At 56.1% G+C, this 20,138-nt stretch carries 18 protein-coding genes; 9 read left to right on the plus strand and 9 right to left on the minus strand.

The genetic code is table 11. From position 1 onward, the window contains the following. Positions 1–5: 5 nt before the first annotated feature. From OLX77_RS04685 to OLX77_RS04710, 6 genes are all read right to left on the minus strand, one after another. Positions 6–902 (minus strand): Hsp33 family molecular chaperone HslO, encoded by an 897-nt coding sequence (locus OLX77_RS04685; protein ID WP_307632429.1) that lies wholly within the window; start codon positions 900–902, stop codon positions 6–8. Continuing rightward, a complete protein-coding gene (locus tag OLX77_RS04690; protein WP_307632430.1) occupies positions 899–2,068 on the minus strand; it encodes a S1C family serine protease in 1,170 nt (389 codons plus the stop codon). Before OLX77_RS04690 ends, OLX77_RS04685 begins: the two co-directional genes overlap by 4 nt. A 153-nt stretch (positions 2,069–2,221) precedes the next feature. Continuing rightward, positions 2,222–4,171: an Ig-like domain-containing protein gene (locus OLX77_RS04695; protein WP_307632431.1), complete on the minus strand. Its 1,950-nt coding sequence runs from the start codon at positions 4,169–4,171 to the stop codon at positions 2,222–2,224. A gap of 34 nt (positions 4,172–4,205) precedes the next feature. Continuing rightward, positions 4,206–4,748, minus strand: coding sequence for a hypothetical protein (locus OLX77_RS04700; RefSeq protein WP_307632432.1), 543 nt, complete (start codon positions 4,746–4,748; stop codon positions 4,206–4,208). Between the two features lie 14 nt (positions 4,749–4,762). After that, positions 4,763–5,560 carry a FlgO family outer membrane protein gene (locus OLX77_RS04705; protein WP_307632433.1) on the minus strand — a complete coding sequence of 266 codons (798 nt, stop codon included), beginning with the start codon at positions 5,558–5,560 and terminating at the stop codon, positions 4,763–4,765. 169 nt (positions 5,561–5,729) lie between these two features. Next, the gene (locus OLX77_RS04710) at positions 5,730–6,425 is read right to left on the minus strand and encodes a FlgO family outer membrane protein (RefSeq protein WP_307632434.1); all 696 of its coding nucleotides are present in this window, start codon (positions 6,423–6,425) and stop codon (positions 5,730–5,732) included. Positions 6,426–6,735: 310 nt separating this feature from the next. Here OLX77_RS04710 and OLX77_RS04715 point away from each other — a divergent pair, with 310 nt between their 5' ends. Then, positions 6,736–7,236: a hypothetical protein gene (locus OLX77_RS04715; protein WP_307632435.1), complete on the plus strand. Its 501-nt coding sequence runs from the start codon at positions 6,736–6,738 to the stop codon at positions 7,234–7,236. Between the two features lie 110 nt (positions 7,237–7,346). On the opposite strand, the gene rfaE2 is transcribed toward OLX77_RS04715, so the two are convergent. Further along, positions 7,347–8,630, minus strand: a complete 1,284-nt coding sequence (gene rfaE2 / locus OLX77_RS04720; protein WP_307632436.1) for a D-glycero-beta-D-manno-heptose 1-phosphate adenylyltransferase — start codon at positions 8,628–8,630, stop codon at positions 7,347–7,349. 261 nt (positions 8,631–8,891) lie between these two features. On the opposite strand from rfaE2, the gene OLX77_RS04725 reads away from it, so the two are divergent. The 6 genes from OLX77_RS04725 to OLX77_RS04750 all read left to right on the plus strand — a co-directional run bounded on the left by OLX77_RS04725 (position 8,892) and on the right by OLX77_RS04750 (position 14,968). Then, on the plus strand, positions 8,892–11,030 hold the full coding sequence (locus OLX77_RS04725; protein WP_307632437.1) for a cation:proton antiporter domain-containing protein: 2,139 nt from the start codon (positions 8,892–8,894) through the stop codon (positions 11,028–11,030). Between the two features lie 187 nt (positions 11,031–11,217). After that, on the plus strand, positions 11,218–12,984 hold the full coding sequence (locus OLX77_RS04730) for a patatin-like phospholipase family protein (RefSeq protein WP_307632438.1): 1,767 nt from the start codon (positions 11,218–11,220) through the stop codon (positions 12,982–12,984). A gap of 144 nt (positions 12,985–13,128) precedes the next feature. Then, the gene (locus tag OLX77_RS04735) at positions 13,129–13,395 is read left to right on the plus strand and encodes a hypothetical protein (protein WP_307632439.1); all 267 of its coding nucleotides are present in this window, start codon (positions 13,129–13,131) and stop codon (positions 13,393–13,395) included. Beyond that, entirely contained in the window at positions 13,396–13,863 is a 468-nt protein-coding gene (locus OLX77_RS04740; protein WP_307632440.1) for a PH domain-containing protein, read from the plus strand. A 15-nt stretch (positions 13,864–13,878) separates the two neighbouring features. Further along, on the plus strand, positions 13,879–14,346 hold the full coding sequence (locus tag OLX77_RS04745) for a YehS family protein (RefSeq protein WP_307632441.1): 468 nt from the start codon (positions 13,879–13,881) through the stop codon (positions 14,344–14,346). Between the two features lie 97 nt (positions 14,347–14,443). Continuing rightward, positions 14,444–14,968 carry a hypothetical protein gene (locus tag OLX77_RS04750; protein ID WP_307632442.1) on the plus strand — a complete coding sequence of 175 codons (525 nt, stop codon included), beginning with the start codon at positions 14,444–14,446 and terminating at the stop codon, positions 14,966–14,968. Between the two features lie 119 nt (positions 14,969–15,087). On the opposite strand, the gene OLX77_RS04755 is transcribed toward OLX77_RS04750, so the two are convergent. Further along, positions 15,088–16,236 (minus strand): hypothetical protein, encoded by a 1,149-nt coding sequence (locus OLX77_RS04755; protein WP_307632443.1) that lies wholly within the window; start codon positions 16,234–16,236, stop codon positions 15,088–15,090. A 319-nt stretch (positions 16,237–16,555) separates the two neighbouring features. On the opposite strand from OLX77_RS04755, the gene OLX77_RS04760 reads away from it, so the two are divergent. After that, positions 16,556–17,902: an MFS transporter gene (locus OLX77_RS04760; protein WP_307632444.1), complete on the plus strand. Its 1,347-nt coding sequence runs from the start codon at positions 16,556–16,558 to the stop codon at positions 17,900–17,902. 19 nt (positions 17,903–17,921) lie between these two features. Here the strand turns inward: OLX77_RS04760 and OLX77_RS04765 are convergent, their stop codons facing one another. Then, the gene (locus tag OLX77_RS04765; RefSeq protein WP_307632445.1) at positions 17,922–18,743 is read right to left on the minus strand and encodes a nitroreductase family protein; all 822 of its coding nucleotides are present in this window, start codon (positions 18,741–18,743) and stop codon (positions 17,922–17,924) included. A gap of 241 nt (positions 18,744–18,984) precedes the next feature. Between OLX77_RS04765 and OLX77_RS04770 the strand changes: the two genes are divergently transcribed. Beyond that, entirely contained in the window at positions 18,985–20,007 is a 1,023-nt protein-coding gene (locus OLX77_RS04770; RefSeq protein WP_307632446.1) for a hypothetical protein, read from the plus strand. Positions 20,008–20,138 lie beyond the last annotated feature (131 nt).

Here is a 20,138-nt window from a genome sequence, read left to right on the forward strand (position 1 = left end):
CCGTTTTATCCGCGCCCAGTCCGTTCCTGCCAGAGGGCTTCCATCTCCTCTCGATTAAAAAGATAGGTGGTGTTGCAGTAATGGCAGCAGGTCTCCACCGGAAACGGGCCGCCGCGCAGCTCATCGAGATCCTCTTCCGGCAGGGTGAGGAGGCGGGCGGAGATATTTTCCTTGGAGCAGGGGCAACCAAACCGTACTGGCCCGGAGGTGAGTATCTCCGGCTGAAAATCGGCGAACTCTTCCGCAAGCAAGGATTCCGGCGTACCCCCTTCGGCAAAATAACGCCCCAGGGAAGGAAGTGCCGCGATCCGTTCCTCCAGCTCCGTCATGAGCTCTGGGGGTGCTCCGGGCATGGCCTGCAGCAGCAACCCGCCCGCCCCCACCGGCAGCCCTTCGCTATCGAACTGGATACTCAGCGCTATGGCGGTTGGGGTTTGCTCGGAGGTGTGGAAATAATGGCTGAGATCCAGGGCCAGATTCCCGTGCTCCAGCATGATGGTGCCGGTGAACGGCTGGCTGGCCCCTGCCAGATGGGTGCTCACCGAGAGAAAGCCTGCCCCGTAAAAAGACGCGAGATCAAACGACTCCAGGGGTTTTTCCAGGGGAATCGGATTCTGCCGCAGGTAGCCGCGCACCTCGCCCGCCCCGTTGCCCTCCGCCACCAGCCCCTTGATCGGGCCGGAACACTCAATCCGCACAGCAAGACGGTCCTTCTCCCCCTTCAGACTCGTGGCAAGCAGGGCCGCAGCCAGGCAACCGTGCCCTAAGACCAGGGTTTCCAACAACCCCAGGCCGTGCCTGGTCCGCATCTCGGCGACCAAATCATTCCCCCGCAGTAGCACCCCGCGCACCGCCTTATCGCCCAGGAGAAAACGGATCCGTACGTCAGCCGACTGTCTCACATTCCCCCCAGATACTGACCGAATTCCGTTTTCACCTCCGGGAAAGGCACGGCAAAGCCGATTCCCTGGGTATCCCGCAAAACCATGGTGTTGATGCCGATGAGGCCGCCCTGCTCGTCAATCAGCGGACCGCCGCTGTTGCCGGGGTTGATCGGCGCATCGGTCTGGATGAATTTCCGGCCCTTGTACTCGCGATAGCCGGAGATGATCCCGGCGGTCACGGTATGCCGCAGGCCGGCGGGATTGCCGATGGAATAGACCTTCTGGCCCTGGCCGAGATGGCGGCTGTCCGTCACCGGGGAGATAAAAGGGGCATTGTAGCAATCCACCGCGAGCAGGGCCAGATCGGCACGGTCGCTCATCTTCAGCGATTGCACGGGAAGCTCGCTGCCGTCGATCAGGATCACCTTGATGTCGGAACTCCAGGAGGAGCGCTCGATCCGCTGCAGCTGGCCATTGATCTCGGTGAGCATGCCGCTGTATTTCTCATACGCCTCCTGCCGGCGCTGCAGCTCCTCTTCCACCTGACGCCGCACCCCGGCGTCCCGGATCCCGGCAAGCTGCCGTTCCAGCACCGCCCTGTTCCTGCGGTCCCGCTCCAGGTCCCCGGCCAGCTTCTCCGCTTTGCCCTTCAGGGTTTTCAGCTGAGCGGCGTCAAATTCCACCACATGCCGGTTGGTGACGATATAGCCATTGGCGGAAACAAAAAAGCCGGAGCCGCTCCCCCAGGGGGTCTTGATAAAAACCGTGGCATTTCTGGCCTGCTCCAGGCCATTGCCCACCGGAAAGGCAGCGGCCAGCTTTCCGGCAAGCCCCTCAGCGGTTTGTACCTGGACCGGACCCTCTGGCCGCACCACCGGCTGCGAAGGGTTCTGCCCTTGCTGCTCAAGGGCCGGGGAAGATACTTCCCTGGAGGGAGCAATATCCCCCCCGGTTTTTTGTTGCTGGCCAAACATATACCACCCAGCCACCAGCCCAATCAGCAAGGCAACCGCCCAACCGGTTAAACCCGAACCGGTTCGGGCTGTGGCAACAGGGATTTCCGTTTCGGTCTGGCTCGGCAGGGATTTTTCTTCCTCCCTTTTCTGGAGGCGGGCAAAGATTACCCCGCATCGTTCGCATTCCTTCTCACCGGCCTGCACATGGCCGCATTTTGGACACTCCATTCCCTCACCCTTTCCTATGGCCGACAGCCTAACAACAGAGTATGACCCGATACGATTCTATACACCATTGCTCCGGCACTCGACAAATTTTTAGCGAAAAAAAAGCCCGCTTTCTGCAAGCGGGCTTTTTTTATAACCTGTATCCGGCGAAAATTACTGGGGAATCCCCCACAAAGGACTTTGCCGTTTGGATACAGGGGTAATGGCAACCTCTTTGCTGGCCCGCTGACCACCGGGGTCCGTGGCGGTGACCCGGATGACGATCCGTGTCTTTTGCTCCGTGCGAAAAGAAGAGGGCACGATAAAGGAAACCGCCGAATCTTCTCCGCGGAACTTCTCCAGATGCACCACCGCGCCGGCCACCTGCTCCCAGGTATACCGCACCCCGCCGGGGGAATCATCCTTGGTCAGCCCTGCATCAAGCACCACGTTTTCCCCCACCTTGTACGAATCAGCCACCGGTCTCAGGACCAAGACCGGCGGTTTGTCGTTGCGCTTTACCGTGATGATCAGCTTACGGGCCTTGGAATATACCCCGGCCGCCTTAAATCGGTAGCGCACCTCCTCCTTGCCGCCAAAATATCTGTCCGGCAGATACCTATGCCGACCGCGGTCAAGACGCTGCAGGGAGCCGCGCAGGGGGGCGCCGCCGAGGATTTCCACCGAGACCTTGGCGTCAAAGGGGGCCTCGTTGGCTCCAGCCCAGATCTTTTTCCAGTTAATGGTCAGCGGGGCAGTGCTCAGGGTCCGCAGCCGGACATTATTTGCCGCCACCACCGGTTTCTCTTCGGCCGGCGCTGCTTCCGCCGCAACCGGCTTGATTTCCTCCGGCCCCATGACCACCACCTTAGCGGGAGCACTGGTCAACTGTCCGTCGGAAACCTGGAATTCAAAGCTGTCTTCCCCGGGGAAATCCTTGTTGGGCAGATAGGTGATCTTGGGCAGATCGCCGGAGATCCTGCCGAACTTGGGCGGGCTCACGATCTCAAACTTCAGGGGATCGTTGTTTGGATCGGTTCCGGTAAGCTCGATGGCCAGATTCTCATTGGCTTTTACCATGCGCCAATGCGATTCGCTCGCCACCGGCGGCGCATTGGGCGGGACAACGGGCGGAGCGACAACCGGTGCGGCAGGCATCTCCTGGGCAGGCGGGGGCACGGGCACCGGCATCACGCCTTTCTTGTTTTTCGTCATATACCAGTAGCCGCCTCCGCCGAGCAAAATCAGGCAGACCACCGCAATAGCCAACCCTTTTTTCTTCCCACCTTTTGGCGGCGGGGCAAAGGGATTATCGGTGCTCGAAGCAGAGGGATTTTCCCTACTGTTGTCCATGGTGGCCTCCGCAAGAAAATCCGGCACAGCTGCGGCAGGAGAGGCAGTGGCAAAAATATCCTCTTCTCCCATCCCTCCCTGCGGAGCTGTACCAACGGTATTGGTTTCGTCGGGGATATCGGGCAGGTCGCCAAAATCAAACTCATCATCATCAAACCCGCCATCATCCGGCAAACCGAAATTATCTTCTCCGGAGGCGGTTGCCCCCGCTTTTCCACTTCCTTGTTGAGCCACCTCGGCAAAAGTCACCGTTTCGCCAGGACCCGACTCATCGTCGCCCAGTTCGGAAAAAAGATGGTCCAGATCATCCTTGCTCGGTGCGCCCAACCCCTCGGTCATGCCTGATGGGGCGGAATCGGTTTCCTCATCCGCGCCGGAAAAAAGACTGTCAATATCGGACTGGTCCAGATCAAAATCATCGTCAGCCGAGGGTGCCGCGGCAACCGGGGCTTCTTCTCCGCCGCCGAGCAGAGAGTCGATGTCGGACTGGTCCAGCTCGGAAAACCCTTCGTCTCCCCCTCCTGCAGCGGAAACAGGGGCAGCACCCCCGCCGCCACCTCCCAAGAGGGCATCAATATCGGACTGGTCCAATTCCCCGCCATCATCACTGTCCGGGGACGGCCCACTGGAGGCTGCTCCGCCGCCGAGCAGAGAATCGATGTCGGACTGATCCATTTCGCCCGACTCCTCTTGCGCAGGGGTGCCGGGCGTTTCTTCCGCCAGATCGTCCAGCCAGTCGTCTATCTCAAGGCCTGATTTTTCTTCCGCCATACTCTCACCTGCGTCAGCAGCTCACAAAACAAGCTTACTGCATATAGACATAGCTATGGAGCGCCCGATAAATGGGTTCCGACATCTCGACATTGACCACATAGGAACGCCGATCGCCCCGGGTATTGGCCGCGAAAATATGGATCCGCAGATACCCGTCCACTTCCTGAAGAACTCCGGAAACCCGCTGTTCATGCTCACCTGCCGAAGGAGCCCGCCACACGGCCAACGACTCATTGCTGATCACCGCGGCCATTTGCTCGGCCAGGGTTGCGCCAAGCAGGGAAAACCGCTGCCGGGTGGAAAATTCACTGAGTACAATGAAGGGCTCGATGGTCACCGGCTCGGCGGCAAAAAAACCGTGCAGATGCTCCATGGCATCACTGCCGACCATGGCCACCAGGCTGGGAAGCGAGGCGTAGCTTCGCTGACTGACCATGCCCTCGGTTGCCGAGCCTTGGTCATCCGCCTCTTTTTCCTTGGCCCAGGCCCCGGTTGCCCAAAAAACACAGAGCAGCACAAGCAGCACCACCTGCGTTGGAAACACCATTCTTTGCACCACTCCGGATATCTTCATGCTCGGTGCTCCTCTTACCGGCCAATGCCCTTCACGGCAATTTTATAGGGTGCTTCAGCCGGCTGGAACAGGCCAAGCAGTTCCCGGTTGAGCGGCATCGAGTAACGCCAGGAGGTCTTGACCGCACCATCAGTGAGCCGCACCAGACGGCCTTGCACAACCAAGGTTTTGCGGGTATTGGCAAAGGTGGTCACCACGACATACTCAAGATCCGGCATTTTGTTTGCCAGTTCGCCGACGTTTCGGGAAAGGATGAATTCCCCGGTCTGGGGCAGGATAGTGATATCCTTGCCCAAGCGAAGCTCAGTCACCTTGAGGCCACGGTCGCTCAGATCGGTGAGCAGGTATTCGCCCATAACCCGGCCAAACTCGGTGTCCCGCTTGAGATCGGAAAGAGGCACGGCGTTGACCACCGCAATCTTGCCAGTTATAGGCTGTTCGCCCTCCTCCTGCATCTCATAGTACACCTTGCCGGCGATCTCCTTGGTCATTTCCGAAAGGAGGATCTCCGTACCCAAGGTTTTCGAGCTGTCGGGCAGGTACTGATAGACATTGTACTTGGTCGGCACCCTGCGCACTTCCGCCACCGGCGGAACCGTTCCCGCTTCTTTACGCACAGTGGCTACCGAGCCGGGCACAACCTTCTTGCCCGAGGCTTCTCCTGCTGGGGTGGTCATCTCCGGACCCTCCGCCACCATGACTTCCGGCTTGGCGGCAGGCTTGGCCTCCTGCTGCACCGTCACGCACCCGGAAGCGGCAAACAGCACCAACCCCAGGCAACACAGTATTGCCTTGCTCCTTCCCTTTTTCATCCCGTCCTCCCTGAACGATTTACTCTCTTTCCATGGAAAGCCATGTTTCTCTGCATCCCTGCGGCTATCGTATCACAATTGCGGCAATCGCATAACGCCGCGCTTACAACAGTTGTTCCTCTTTTATGTTGTGCACGGACCTCTGCCTTTTTTCCGGCGAAAAAACCCCTCACAATTCCAATTTTTTCAAATAGAGCGGCTCCGGTTTTCCCTCCCGGACCGAGGCGGTATCGGCCAACAGCTGCTCGGCCAATTGATTTCTCGGAATAATGACCGTGGCCGAGGAGAGGAGCTTGGCGCTCCTGTTGTCGATGATCCTGGCGTTGATGACAATGCTGTCCTTGCTGGCGGTGTAGGTGCCGGTGAGCATGGCGCCTGCGGCTACAGTCTGGCTGATCTCGCTGGGCTTGCGGGAAAGACCGAACTCGCCCCGTTTTTCCTGGAGCGAGATTGCCTGACTTTTCCGGATCTCAAGCACCTCGTAGCGCTGTTGCTGCATCTCGTTCATCAGCTGCTCCGCCACATACCGGCCCAACGACGAGGTGCGGGTCAGTTTTTTCAGTTCGACAAAGGTACAGATCAGAACCCCGTTGCCCAGGTCTCCATTTTCCGGGTCGGCATCCGCCAGGTTGCGGAACAGCTCATTGGCCAACCCCTGGATCTCCGTGCGCAAGACGGCGGCTTCGTTGACCATGACCACCGGAGCCGGGGCAACGGCCTCGACCTTCGGTTTCTCGGGCTTCTCCTGGCTGAAGGGCCAGAAGGCTTCGGCCTGACCGGGGCACAAAAGCAGGGCCAGACCGATTATGGTCGGAAGAATAGAAAGGGTCAGCCAGCGGAGGCATGGTTTGCTTGGGAATTGCATATGTCGCTATTCTCCTTTATTATGGGACCCCGAAAAGTCGCCTCGGCCCGCCAGACGACCTTGGCGGAAAAGAGTTCCCGGTATGTCCTTAATCATCGGTTGGCACAGACTTTGTCTTTAACAAAAAATGCTTTGCATATTGAGAAGATAGAGACTTTTCGGCTGCCAGGCTCCTGCCTGGCAGAGCCATGGACCACCGAGACAACCACATGTGGTATGGTGGTTATACAGAGAAACCATATCTTGCGGAAAATCAAAACGCCACCCAGCGTGGATTTTTTTTCTGCCACTCGCCCAAGGGGTGGAAACCATGACCGAGAGAGAAAGTTTACTGGCGGAAGAAAGTCTCATTGTCCGCCACTCCGGAGAGATTCCGGAAATCGCCTTCCACGGCTCCCTCTACTATCTCTGCGAAGACCCGGCAGGCCCGACCCTCACCTTAAACAAAACAGAACTGGATCTCCTGCGCCAACAGGTGGTGGCCCGTTACCGGGAGATCCTGCTGCGGGATCTCAACCCGGAAAACCGGGACGCCCGCATCTACCGGGGATTGAGACGGTGCATCTTCAACTGGGAGCGACTCGGGAAATTCTGCCTCCGCCAGGGTCTTGCCGTTGAGGATCTGCACCAGGAGATTGCCGATGCCCTACGCAGCTTCCTGCGCCAGGAGACGAATGAGGTCTTGGCGGGGCTGCGCCACTCCTGCCTCAACTGCACCGAGGAGGAACTGACAACCTTTGCCAAAGAGATGGAGGTGGGGCCGGAAGAGCTGCCGGAAGGGCTTGGGATGCTGTTCTGCCCGCAGAGTTAGAGGTTGCTAACAACAGCCCTTCGACAGGGCTCAGGGGTTGTTCCCATAACGTAAAAAATCCGCTCGTGCTGAGCCTGTCGAAGCACCTGTCCGGGCCACAGGCTGATTTGTTACGAACGGATTTTTTTAAGCAAGGAGGTGGTGGAGTAGTTTTCCACCAAGGGGATGGAAAGCACCCGGCCGCCCGCGGCCAGCACCTCAGGGGCGCCGACGATTTTTTCCACCGGCCAATCCCCGCCCTTGACCAACACATCGGGCATCAGGGCGGCGATGAGGTTCTGCGGCGTTTCTTCAGTAAAGATCACCACATGGTCCACGCAGCCCAGGGCGGCCAAAATTCTGGCCCGGCTCTGTTCATGGTTTACCGGCCGGTCGTCTCCCTTGCCCAACCTCCGCACCGAACCATCGCTGTTGACCCCGACCACCAGACAATCGCCTTCCCCGCGGGCCTGCTCCAGATAGGTGACATGCCCCTGGTGCAGGATGTCGAAACAGCCGTTGGTGAAAACCACCTTGCGGCCCACCGTCCGGTATCGGGCAGTCAAGGCGGCCAGCTCCTCAAGTTCCATGATCTTATCCTGATCATTAAACCGATACGGGGTCACCCCCACCGTGTTAAAACGCTGGCGGAGCTCCTGTGTTACGGCCGGATCGATCCCGACCCAAGCTGCGTCCGGTTCTACCCCACCCTCGGCGAGGATCGTGCCATCCGGCCCGATGACCAGGGAATGGCCGCCGAACTCGGTTGCGCCGGTAACCCCGCAACGGTTGCAGGCCACCACAAAGATCTGGTTTTCAATGGCCCGGGCCATTGCCAAGGTCCGCCAGTGTTCCCGCCGCGCGGCGGGCCATTGCGCACTCACCAGCAAAAGTTGCGCCCCTTTGGCGGCTTGGCTCCTGACCAGTTCGGGAAAGCGGAGGTCGTAACAGACCAGCCCGCCGACCAAGCCAAGCCCGGTTTCCACCGGCTGGGGATTGCCCCCGGGACTGAAATGACGATCCTCACCCATGGGGGCGAAGAGCTGCTGCTTGCGGATCGAACCGACAACCCCCTCGGGACCGACGATATACAGGGTATTATAGATGGCGCTGTCAACCTCGGTGAGCACCTCCTCGGGCAGGGAGCCGGCCAGATAGATGGCGTACTCCCCGGCCAGCCGCTGCATCTCCTCCAGCACCTCCACCGTCTGTAGGGCGAAATGCTGGAGCTGCCCGTAGGCAAAGCCGCAGCTCCACAGCTCGGGCAGCACGATAATCCCGGGACCGGCGGGCGCCAGACGGGCCAAACCGGCCCGCAGCGCAGCGAGATTCGCCGCCGGTTCGCCCAACTTGACGTCAAACTGCAAAAAACCGGCATGATAGGAGGCGGTGGTGCTTTTGCTGATATTTTTCATGGCATCAGAATGACCCGCTCTCGAGTTTTTGTCAATATGCGGTTGCAAGGGTCTCTGCCTTGGCAACGGGACGCCTTGTTTTTTCAGTATTGACAGCGGCTCAGGCGTATGGGATGTTTTTGATATGCTTGGGATCTCCGTGTTTTCCCGAGTTTCCGGCAAAGAGGCATGCTGCCCCGGAAATTTTCCGAAATCTTCGGATTGATCGCAGCATGCGGGAACATTCAGGCCGCAACCAACAACAGGCATTCGGCACCATCCATGGAAGTCACCCTGGCCCTTGCCATACTCCTCGGGGCCGGTTTTGCCGCGGCAAAACTCGGCCAGTTGATCCGTCTGCCCTCGGTCACCGGCTATGTCTGCGCCGGTCTCCTCCTCGGCCCCTCGGGCCTTGGCTTCATCACCCCGGAACTCACCGGAGACAAACTCTCCCACTTCAACCAGATCGCCTTGATGCTGATCGCCTTCGGCATTGGCGAACATCTTGAGCTGAAACGGCTGAAAAAAACGGCGCGCACCGTCTTTTTCATCGGTTTCGCTGAAGCGTTCTTTGCCTTTGTCTCCGTCTCCGGCGCCATTTTCCTGACCGCTTTCTTTTTGCACTTAGGTCCGAAGGGCTGGCTGGTGCACCACTATCTTTCTCTGGCCATGCTCCTCGGCGCCGTGGCCATTGCTACGGCGCCGGCCTCCACCCTCTCGGTGATGCGGGAAATGCGGGGCAAGGGACCCTGGACCACCACCCTCATGCAGGTGATTGCCGTTGACAACGGCCTGGCCATCATGACCTTCGGCATTATCGCCTCTGTGATCCGCCATTTCGGCGAGGGCGGCGCAGGGGCGATGTTGGGCGGCTGCCTGATCAGTATTTTGGAGATCGCCGGCTCGCTGTTGCTCGGAGTGGTCACCGGACTGGCCATCGATTACCTCGGTTCGAAAATAAAACGACGCAGCGAAATGCTTACCGCCGGTCTCGCCCTGTTGCTCCTCTGCGGCGAAACCGCCAGTTTTCTCGATTTTTCGCCCCTGCTGGCCGGAATGGCCGCGGGATTTACCATCGTCAATCGACACCGGCGGGATGTCCGTTTTTTCCGGGCCTTAAACGGCTTTGAAGCGCCGATCTATGTCCTCTTTTTTACCCTGGCCGGGGTGCATTTTAATTTCAAGGAGTTTGCCCTTGCCGGCGGCCTGGGAATTATCTACTTCCTCTGCCGGGCAGGCGGCAAGAATCTCGGCGTCCATTTGGGGGCACAGTTTTCCCGGGCGCTCCCTTCCGTCCGGCTTTTTCTGGGCCAGGCCCTGATACCGCAGGCGGATGTCGCCATTGCCCTCATTTTTCTCACCCAGGGCATCCCGGAACTGAAGATGTATACCCCATACCTCACGCCGGTTCTGCTGGCCGGGGTCTTCCTTGCCGAACTGTCCGGCCCGGTCCTGGCCCGACATGCCGTCATCAAGGCAGGAGAGGCGAACAGTGATGAACCTCCCGCCGCTCCCCCCCTTGATGAAGCGGGAGAGGCAAAGACGGAGGGGCTTATCCCGGAAGCGGTGCAGTTGATTCCCTGGACCTGGGAAAAACTTATCCCCCCTTCCCAACAAGAGGGACAGGTTCTTTTCGGCGCCTCGCACCTGGCCACGGTTGCCGGCCTGGCCAGAATGGCCACGATCATTGCCCATTATCATGATGCCCGTCCCTGTGCGGTTCGGGTTATTCCCCCAAAAATAGGCCGCTATTATACGGAGTTGCACGCGGAAACGGAGTTTCTCTTTGCCGTTGAGGCGGCAGAGGTAAAAAATATCGGCTATGCGCTGAATACGGCGATCGTCGAGGATGACAATGTGGCAAACGGCATCCTCGCCCAGGCGGAAAGCACGAAAACCTTTGCCATCGTCATCGGCCATCCGCTGCAGGGAACCCACAAGGAATTTGAGCGGGTGGTCGAACAGGTGGTAAACCGCGCCACCTGCCCGGTGATCATCGTCCGCTTCAGCGGAGTACTCCATACCGAGCAGATCCTTGTCCCGGTAACGGGCAGCGATGATCTCATCGCCCTCAAGAATATCATCTGCGCCCTGGCCAAGGTGGGAGAACACCGGGTTACCATCTTATGGCTGCTGCCCCCGGAGGAGAATGAAGCGGGGTGTGCGGCCGCCAGGCAAAAAATGGAAAGCTGGAACCAGGCCGTTGGCCTGGGCTGCTGCGTGCGCTCAGAGGTCTTTGCCACGGAAGCGCGGCTGGAAACCATCGTCGAAGCTGCGGCTGACCATGACCTGATCGTGATGTCCAGCACGTTCAGCCAAGGCCTTGAGCGGATTGTCTTCGGCTCTCTGGCGGAAAATGTGGCGCAAAGCTGCGGCAAGCCCATGCTTATTGTTTACTCCCCCATTTCCCAGCGAAAATAGCAAAACGATCATGGAACTTTCTTCGCGATTTTGCCGCAGTCTGGCAAAATCCCCCCGTATTTTCAGCGTTGACAATCTGTTAGGCGCATGGAATTGTTGCTGGACCATGGTCAAAACCACGGGACGAAGATGCAACATGTTGACGATATGGACGTATCGAAACCGAATTATCAAGGGGGGGGGGACAATGGGGTGCTATAAACTTGCTGTAGCCATTAGTGGGGCCGTGTCACTTGGCAGTTATGAAGCCGGCGTTATGTATGAAATTATTAAGGCCATTGGCCAGCATAATCTCAATCCTGATACCCTCCCGGAGGACCGCATTGAAATTGATGTTATCACCGGTGCATCTGCAGGAGGAATGACCGCGGCAATCACGGCCCAAAAACTTTTATTTGAATCCAATAACCTTGAGGGTGCGTTTGTAAATCATTTATACAAACCCTGGGTAGAAGAAGTCGATCTCATGAAACTCCTGCAGATCGGCCCTAAAGACAGACCCGACTTATCGTTGCTTTCCTCGGAATTGATCCTTGATATTTCAAAAAAATACCTAGACGACCGTTACTCCAGCAGCGCTCCAACCTCGCCTAAAAAGCATGCCGCCGCCGCAGATACAATTCTGCTGGGCCTGGCAATGTCCAATCTTAATGGGGTCGATTACGGCATGGAAATGCGCAGCTTCCAAAATATAGCCAGCGATGACCCGGCATCTCAAAACAAATTTATCTATACCCGGCATCAAGACCGATTTGTCCGCGAGGTAAAGGCAAATCCCGCATGCGATATGCAAAGTTTCTGGGACCCAATACGAAAAGCGGCGGTCGCCTGCGGAGCGTTTCCTTTCGCTTTCCGAGTTCAGGGAATTGAGCGAAGTCAGACTGATGAGGCATATCTTGGCGCCGAACCATTTGGTTTTAAGAAGTTGTTTGCTTATACGGATGGAGGCGCCTTCCAAAACGAGCCTCTCGGAATGGCAAAAAAACTCGTGAACCAAATTGATACAGCGCATCTCAACCATGAGAAACGATTTTACCTCTATATCTCTCCAAACCCGAAGAAACGTTCATCCCTTAATGATAAGTTTACCGCTGAGACCGCCAACTATCTCGCAACCGGCAAGGCATTAGTCTCGGCATTTTATACCCAAGCCCGTTTTCATGATTGGATAATGACTGCCAATACCAATAAGGATGTGGAGATCTTCGATCACAGGGCTGAAGCATTGCAGGGTCTGCTTACCCAATCTCCGGAAAAATTAGGCGAATTTGCTTCCGTCGCCGATGCTTTACTCAACGCGCTCTATGCTGGCACCTTAGGAACCAATCAGGGAGAAACACAGGAAGCCGCGCTTGCACGGCTCAAGCACCAGTTTGATAAGGAATATAAGGCTCTCCTCTCCACACTTGAGCAAAAAGGCATCAACCAAGACGCGGCCTTAACCTGGCTAAAGGCTGTTTTGGTGTTGGAAAAAGCCGCGAATTTAGGGGACCGGGACATTATGACCGTATATAACGTCACCGCGGACGCAGATGAAGTTGCAGGCGAAAAACTCGCAGCATTTGGAGGATTTTTCGACCAGAAATACAGGGATTTTGATTATACTATCGGCAGACAGAAAGCACGAAAACTGCTTGATATGCTCAAATCACAAGCAGGGAACAATAGCAACTTGCCGTTAACAAATTTCGCATACTCCGAAGTCATAAAAGAACCTGATACGACACTGGCAAACGTTACGGTCAACGATCTGCCCAAGGAAAAAAGATTGGCGCTCAAGGCAGCTGTTGTTGAGCGCTATAAAACGTTGATTGATATCTCTGTCAAAGGACCAATAAAACATTTCCTGGTGAAATTTTTTGGTAAAATCGCGGTCAGCATACTGCTCGGGGAACTTTTGCAATTAAACGACGACACCCCGCCCAAAGGTCAAGAGGACGATGACCGGCTATAAAACCAAACCTGACTGTTTGGGGCGAACTTCGTTGTAGCTCGGGGGACCGAATCTTTGTTTCCCGGACTACAACCGAAGTAGTTGCCAATTGCTCGGCTCGTCGCGTATGCTTGTCTCAAGGCACAGCCTTAGGCACATATTTTCATGTCAGGACTAAAGGCCAAGATGCGCCATTATTTTGATGCCGGTGCGCTGATCGTCATCTTTCTCACCTTGATCCTTTTCGTGGCGGCGCTGTACTTCACGGGCTTTACCCACGATCTCCTCCTTGAAGCCGGCGTCTTTCTGGTTTCAGTGAAACTGATCGTAATGTCGTACAAAAACAATGTTGCTGCAGACAATCTGCATCGGGAGCTAGCCGAGATTCGCGCCCTGATCCAGGCAATACAGAGCAAATCAGGGGCGAATTGAATGCCAAACAGCATGGACAATTACCACATCGAAATGCGCCCATACCGGATCATCGGCTGGGCTTGGCTGGTGTTCTGTCTTTTCGGGCTGACCGCGGCACTCCTGTCCCAGCTTTATTGGCCGGCTCTGGGCTGTACTTTTTCTTCACTCTTCGGGCTGTATATGGCGCTGGGGGCCGGCAGCTTCGACATCGACAGCAATGGCCTTACCCACAGGTCTTCGTTTGGCACCTGGCATATTCGCTGGGACGAAATAGCCAACGTTGAGATCGGAGAGATGGAAGGCACACTGGTCCTCCACGGCCGCAATAAGCGCTTTATTCTCTCTTCGCCCGGCGGCTGGGATGGTGCCGTGAAAGAAGAGGCGTTTGCCTTTGTCGTCAAGCAGCTTGAAGCGCGCAACATCCCGCCCAAACCAAGCAGGTCCGCCGCATACAAGATCATGAAAAACACCCGCGTTAACCATTGAGACCAGGACATACTTGTGACCAATAACGATATCCTGCGCCGGATCCGCTATGCCTTCGCCTGGAACGATGCAAAAATGATCGCCGTCTTCGCTTTAGCGGAGCATCAGGTGAGCCAAAAACAACTCACCGCTTGGCTGAAAAAAGAGGGTGAGCCGGGGTATCAGCCATGCAGCGACATGGAACTGGCGATCTTCCTCAATGGTGTGATCAACGAGAGGCGGGGCAAGAAAGAAGGGGTGCAAGCCCCGCCGGAACAGCGGCTAACCAACAATATCATCCTGCGGAAATTAAAGATCGCCCTGAACCTCAGAGACGACGAGATGCTGGCGCTTTTGGCCCTGGCGGAGGTGCGCCTGAGCAAACACGAACTCAGCGCCTTTTTCCGCAGGCCGGACCACCCGCACTACCGGGAATGTCAGGACCAGCTCTTGCGAAACTTTCTCAAAGGGGTGCAGCTTAAATATCGGACTCCAGCCAGTTGAAAGCGGAGGGTCTTCTCTGCCATGGGAAGAGGATTTGCCCCCACCACAATGATTTTTGTCATGATAGCGAAGAACACAACCAGCAGGGAGGAATGCAATGGAGATGGACAGCATCGGTCAGTTGATGGATACCAGTGAAAAGCTGGAGAAGGGAATCGCGGAGCTCTATTCCCTGTTCAGTCAAGCACTGCCCCAAGACAGAGAGTTCTGGACCCAACTCAGCTTTGAGGAAAAGAACCATGCGGCCTTGATTGCCTCCATCAAAGAAACCTTTGTCCCCCTCGGCAAGGAGTTTCCCACCGAAATACTGGCTTGGTCCCGGAATGAGGTCGACAAGGCAAACAAAATTGTCACCGACTGCCTGAGCGCTTTTACAGAGAGCGCTCAGGATCGGGAAAAAATCTTTAATCTCGCTTTGGAGTTGGAACTTGCGGCCGGCGAGATCCATTTCCAATGTTTTATGAAGAAAAAACCAAGCACCATGCTGGAGGAGATGTTCCAGCAGCTCAACATGGAGGACAAGGACCATTCTCTGCGGCTGCACGCCTATATGAAAAAACACGGCATTACAATCCACAAACGAACCATCTTCCCCGGCGAATCTGAGGCGTGCAGGGAGTAGCGCTCCCCTTGCTACACCAACAACATCCCGTATTTTTCCGGCATTGCCAATCTGTTAGGTGGGTGGGCTTTTTTCCGACAGTATTTCTGGATGACCGTTGATTTCGCAGGTTGCGGGAATTAAGTATGCTGTCCCCGGAATTGAACCAATATTTCAGGCAATTGATAATAAGCCCCAGCTTTGAAAATTGACTTAATTGATGAAAACAAATGAGGGTTTCTTATTGAAGCCTGCCGCAGATATTCATAAGTGCGCTTATCAACTAAAACCGCATCTAAATATGGAATTAGGGAAGCAAGGTAGTCGTCGTTGATGTCACTTCCACTTGATCGAAGCGCATTTTTACGTGAGATACGAATTTCTGATATAATTTCCTCTGATGGCAACAAATGATTTTTTAATTTAGGCCAAACCTCGTCAATGTTGAGACCAAGTTGACGAACTGAAATCTCCAATTGTTGTCGGCGGACCACCGCTTTTTTTAAATCACCCAATGTGGCATTGTCCGGAAGATCACATTTTGAAAATCCAAAATGGTTTATGAAGGACTCAGAAAGTTTTGATTTACAATTCGAAATCCCCTGAACCTCAGAAAAAACTTGATCACAGAATGACCGAGAAATTTCTTCTGGATTATCTAGCCGTTTATCACCTTTTGCAATCAACTCATTTGTTACACTCGACACTTCTGAAATATAGGCTTGTCTCGCTTGTTCGGTTTCCATGACAGATTTGCTGTCAAGTTCAGAAAGTAGTGTTTTATCCTGCTCATTGGAACTTATATGACAAACTGATGAAATTTCCTGCTGTCTTTTTCCCATGGCGATACAGTATGGATGCAGTTCTTTCCATAAAGCTAGGGTTGGAATATCCTTGGGCTTTCCGAACCTCAGCATGCAACTTCTGACACAAGCACGTTTTTCGTCTTTAGACATTTCCTGTTTTGAAACAAAAATTTGTATTTCTGCACTTACTACGTCTACTATTGATCCAAGAAAATCATAGCCATCAGCTCTCCAAATCCACGCCAACATCGGAAACGACTTTAAAAATTCTATACGACTTGCAATTAAACTTTCCTCTGCGTGTCGTGCCAACTCTTCAAAGTGATGCCAACAAATAACGGGCACCCAATTTTGCGATATAATTTCTTCAAGTACTGTAATTGCTCGTTTTTTGCGTTTAATGTCATTTGAGTTCGCGTCACCCGCCCAATTGATAAGGATTGAAGAATCAATAGCGATAAATTTCGGCTGGATAATTGACATTTCTTATTAATGGATGGTCGCTTAACTATATTATTATCTAGTGCGAAATTTTGTGGCCCACTTCCCCGCATAGCAACCTTATTTTGCAAGATAATGGAGCTTGATTTACTATTATCTTGCATCGACAACGGATAAGAATAAATATTTATCATTATCTCGCGCGAGATAATCTCGCCGGAGTATTATCCACGATACCCTCTAGCTCAGGCGGTGCATTTTGAACTTGAATCTACCTGCATGCTTTTGCAAGCGTATCTTGTTGACAGGCAGCTCGTCCAGAAAAAACAGCGTCTTTATCCCTACCGGAGGCCTATAGGTCATGGCCGATTGTTCCCCGCAGTTTGAAAAGGCGACCTTTGACAAGGTCGCCTGGCGCCTCATTCCGCTGCTCTTTTGCTGCTATATCGTCGCCTTCCTCGACCGGGTCAACATCGGCTTCGCCAAACTGCAGATGGCTCCGGAGCTTGGCTTCAGTGATGCGGTGTACGGATTTGGCGCCGGGATCTTCTTCATCGGCTACTTCCTCTTCGAGGTGCCGAGCAATATAATTTTACAACGGGTCGGCGCCCGGCTCTGGATTGCCAGGATCATGATCACCTGGGGAATCATCTCCGCATCCTTCGTCTTTGTCGACGCCATCCATTGGGGAGGGCTCGCCGAAAAATTCAACTGCACCGACCCTGAGTTCACCTTCTATTTCCTGCGCTTCCTGCTCGGCGCTTCGGAGGCCGGTTTTTTCCCCGGCGTCATCCTCTATCTCACCTATTGGTTCCCCGCCACCCGCCGGGCCGGGATGGTGGCACGCTTCATGACCGCCATCGCGATCTCCAGCGTCCTGGGCTCGCCGCTGTCCGGCGCCATCCTGGAATTTCTGCACGGGGCGGCGGGCTGGCGCGGCTGGCAGTGGCTTTTTCTCTTGGAGGGCATCCCCTCGGTGTTCGTCGGCCTGCTCGTCTTCCTGCTGCTTCCCGACACCCCGGAGCGCGCGCGCTGGCTTACCGCCAAGGAGCGGGAGCTGGTGGTACGGCGGGTTGCCGAGGACGAGGCGCTGAAGCGCGAACTCGGCCTGCGCAGCCGTTTCCAGGAACCTTTTTGCGATGGCCGGGTCTGGGCGCTTTGCCTGGTCTATTTTTGCGGGGTGGTCTGCTTCTATGCGATAAGCTTCTGGATGCCCACCATTATCCAGGATGCAGGGCTGAACAAGAACGATTACCTGGAGATTGGCCTGCTGGCTATGATTCCCTGGGGGCTTGGCGCCGTGGCCATGGTCCGCTGGGGCAGCCATTCCGATTACACCGGGGAACGGCGCTGGCATTCGGCGGCCGGGCTATTCTGCGCCACGCTGGGGCTGCTTGGCCTGATGGCGGCAGGAAGAAACGTCGGCTTGGGCATCCTGGCCTTGAGCCTGGTGACGGTGGGATTGCTCTCCTGGATGGCAACCTTCTGGGCGCTGCCCACCGGTTTTCTCTCGGGAACCGCCGCTGCGGCGGGGATTGCCTGGATCAACTCGGTGGGCAACCTTGGCGGCCAGGTCGGCCCCTATCTCCTCGGCCATATCCGCACCGCCACCGGCGGCGCAGACAGCGGAGCCTTCCTGGCGCTGGCCGGCTTTGCCCTGCTGGGTGCGCTGGTGACCCTTATGCTGCCAAACATCCGGGCCCGCTGAGATTCTCTTCGTGCAGGCATCACCAGGTAACCACATTCACCTGGGCCGGACCCCGCTGCACGGTGCGCTGATATTCCACCGCCGGTTCGCCAAAGGCGATGGCATAGCCAAGGATGTGATTTTTCGGGATGCCAAGTCTGCCCACCACCTCAGGACAAAAAGCAAGGGCCATCATACAGATACCGTCCCAGACGGTGCCGACCCCGTGGGCATGGGCGAGCAGCTGGAAGGTGGTCAGGGCGATGAGGGGATCCTGGCCTGCACAGGGGGCGTCTGCCGGGACGCTGGTGATGAGCAGGTGCGGAGCTCCCCGAAAGAGGATATCCTTGCCCTCCTCCTGCCACGCCTTGGCACTCCAGCCGAGGTACTGACCGGCCAATCCTTCCGGCAACGCACCATCAGCCTTCAGTGAAATAATCCGGGCCATCAGATGCTCCCGCAAGCGATGCATCACCGCCCGTTCCCGGACCACGGTAAAGAGCACCGAGCGGGCATTGACCCCGGTGGGCGCATGGCAGGAAACCTCCAACAGATGCTCGATCAGTTCCGGGGGGAGATCATGGTCGTGGTACCGGCGCACCGCCCTTCTTCCCTTGATCAGAGTCGCCAGTCGTGCCGGATCCGGCAGGTTTCCCGCAAGCACCATGCTGGCGTCCGGGTCCTTGCCGAGAATCGAAACCGCCGCGGTGGGACAGACGGCCAGGCAATGCTGACACTGGAAGCACCCAGCTTCATTGGTTATTTTCGGCTGAGGATCCATGACGATAACACCCGCCGGGCACTCCAGCGCACATTCGCCGCACTGAATGCAGCGCTCCTCATCGATGCGAAATTGAAGCATGGGGGTCTCCTTTTTCTTCAAAACTCTTTCCTTGCCATTATGGACATCTTGCGGGACATAACAAATTATTAGCGCATTTATCCTCCGGCTGCCAAGAGAATTGCACCTCCGCCCTGCCGCTGCCGCAAAAACCGCCTGTTTTTTGTCTCAAGTTGCTTGGCCGATCTCCCGATGAGCACAGCAGCACCAAGCCGCTTTTTTTCATCCGCCGTGACGCACGACCACCACCGGGAGCTTGCCGATGAACATCCCAACCCAGTCCGCGCAGGGAGCAGCCGCCTCCACCGACTACCAGTCCCTCTATGGAGCCCGCTCGGAAAAAAACACCTTCGAACAGACCTTTGCCGAGACACTCTCCTCCTCTCTCGCCCTGACCACGGCGGAAGGCGACCTGGTCACCCTCTCGGGATTGAGCCAGAGTTATCAACAAACCCAGGGCGCAAGCTGGTTTTCTCCCGCATCCTCGGGGATACATGTCGCCAGCAGCGCCATGACCGCAGAAGCCATGGGCTTTTCGGTGCAGGGCGACCTCAACGCCCAGGAACTTGGCGACATCACGAGGCTGGTGGGGGAACTGACCTCCATTGCCTCAACCTTTTTTTCCGGCGACCATGAAGGTGCCATGACCAGGGCGATGGAGTTCGGCAACCTGGGCCTTGGCTCGATCTCCTCACTTTCCGCCTCGTTCAGCCGCCAAACCGTCACCCAGACCCGGATCAGCAGCTATTCCTCCCTGCCGGCCATGACAGAAGATAACGCTCCGCAAGGCAAGGACCTCTCCAAAAATCAGAAAATAGACCAGAGCAAGGCGCTGGATTATGCCCAATTGCTCGAGGCACGCTGGCAGCAAATCCTCAAGGCCCTGGACGAAAATAAGGAACACACCCTGGATGGCATCTTAACCCGCCGGACACCACCGCAGCCGGAACCGAACACGAGCGTAATCGCCAACGAAAATCATGGCCATTCATCCGCCGAAAAACAACAGGGAGGGGTACCGGCATCGGTTTCCGCCTCGGAACAGGCCGGTCACCAGATGCTGGGACGGATGCAAGAGCTCCTGCGCAACCACCCGAAACTCACCCCCCTTGCCAACTCCCTGGCCAGCACCGCCATGGAAAAAGCGGCCGCCCGGAGTCCCCAGCCCCACCCGGTCATCGCCAGAGCCTTCGGCGAACTGCAAAACACCTTCCGCAACCAGCTGCAGCAGTGGCTTTTTGCCCCGGAGGTTCCGACAGCGACCACACCGCTGACCACGGCATAGATAGCGCTTCCCGCCCCACCCGCCACCCGATTTTCCCTGCACATCTTCTTTCCCGAAGATTACAGGGAAGCTCATTCCGGCCGGCTGCGGGTAGATCTTCCGTATTTTTTCCGTATTGCATCCAGTCCGCC

Origin of the sequence: Thiovibrio frasassiensis (assembly GCF_029607905.1) — a bacterium.
Taxonomy (GTDB): domain Bacteria; phylum Desulfobacterota; class Desulfobulbia; order Desulfobulbales; family Desulfurivibrionaceae; genus Thiovibrio; species Thiovibrio frasassiensis.

Bases quoted from the DNA above. Each gene is read 5' to 3' on its own strand.
- OLX77_RS04695 (WP_307632431.1), bottom strand. From the start codon at position 4,171: ATGGCGGAAGAAAAATCAGGCCTTGAGATAGACGACTGGCTGGACGAT.
- OLX77_RS04750 (WP_307632442.1), top strand. From the start codon at position 14,444: ATGGAGATGGACAGCATCGGTCAGTTGATGGATACCAGTGAAAAGCTG.
- OLX77_RS04770 (WP_307632446.1), top strand. From the start codon at position 18,985: ATGAACATCCCAACCCAGTCCGCGCAGGGAGCAGCCGCCTCCACCGAC.
- OLX77_RS04690 (WP_307632430.1), bottom strand. From the start codon at position 2,068: ATGGAGTGTCCAAAATGCGGCCATGTGCAGGCCGGTGAGAAGGAATGC.
- OLX77_RS04730 (WP_307632438.1), top strand. From the start codon at position 11,218: ATGGGGTGCTATAAACTTGCTGTAGCCATTAGTGGGGCCGTGTCACTT.
- OLX77_RS04755 (WP_307632443.1), bottom strand. From the start codon at position 16,236: ATGTCAATTATCCAGCCGAAATTTATCGCTATTGATTCTTCAATCCTT.
- OLX77_RS04700 (WP_307632432.1), bottom strand. From the start codon at position 4,748: ATGAAGATATCCGGAGTGGTGCAAAGAATGGTGTTTCCAACGCAGGTG.
- OLX77_RS04740 (WP_307632440.1), top strand. From the start codon at position 13,396: ATGCCAAACAGCATGGACAATTACCACATCGAAATGCGCCCATACCGG.
- rfaE2 (WP_307632436.1), bottom strand. From the start codon at position 8,630: ATGAAAAATATCAGCAAAAGCACCACCGCCTCCTATCATGCCGGTTTT.
- OLX77_RS04765 (WP_307632445.1), bottom strand. From the start codon at position 18,743: ATGCTTCAATTTCGCATCGATGAGGAGCGCTGCATTCAGTGCGGCGAA.
- OLX77_RS04705 (WP_307632433.1), bottom strand. From the start codon at position 5,560: ATGAAAAAGGGAAGGAGCAAGGCAATACTGTGTTGCCTGGGGTTGGTG.
- OLX77_RS04760 (WP_307632444.1), top strand. From the start codon at position 16,556: ATGGCCGATTGTTCCCCGCAGTTTGAAAAGGCGACCTTTGACAAGGTC.
- OLX77_RS04735 (WP_307632439.1), top strand. From the start codon at position 13,129: ATGTCAGGACTAAAGGCCAAGATGCGCCATTATTTTGATGCCGGTGCG.
- OLX77_RS04725 (WP_307632437.1), top strand. From the start codon at position 8,892: ATGGAAGTCACCCTGGCCCTTGCCATACTCCTCGGGGCCGGTTTTGCC.
- OLX77_RS04715 (WP_307632435.1), top strand. From the start codon at position 6,736: ATGACCGAGAGAGAAAGTTTACTGGCGGAAGAAAGTCTCATTGTCCGC.
- OLX77_RS04710 (WP_307632434.1), bottom strand. From the start codon at position 6,425: ATGCAATTCCCAAGCAAACCATGCCTCCGCTGGCTGACCCTTTCTATT.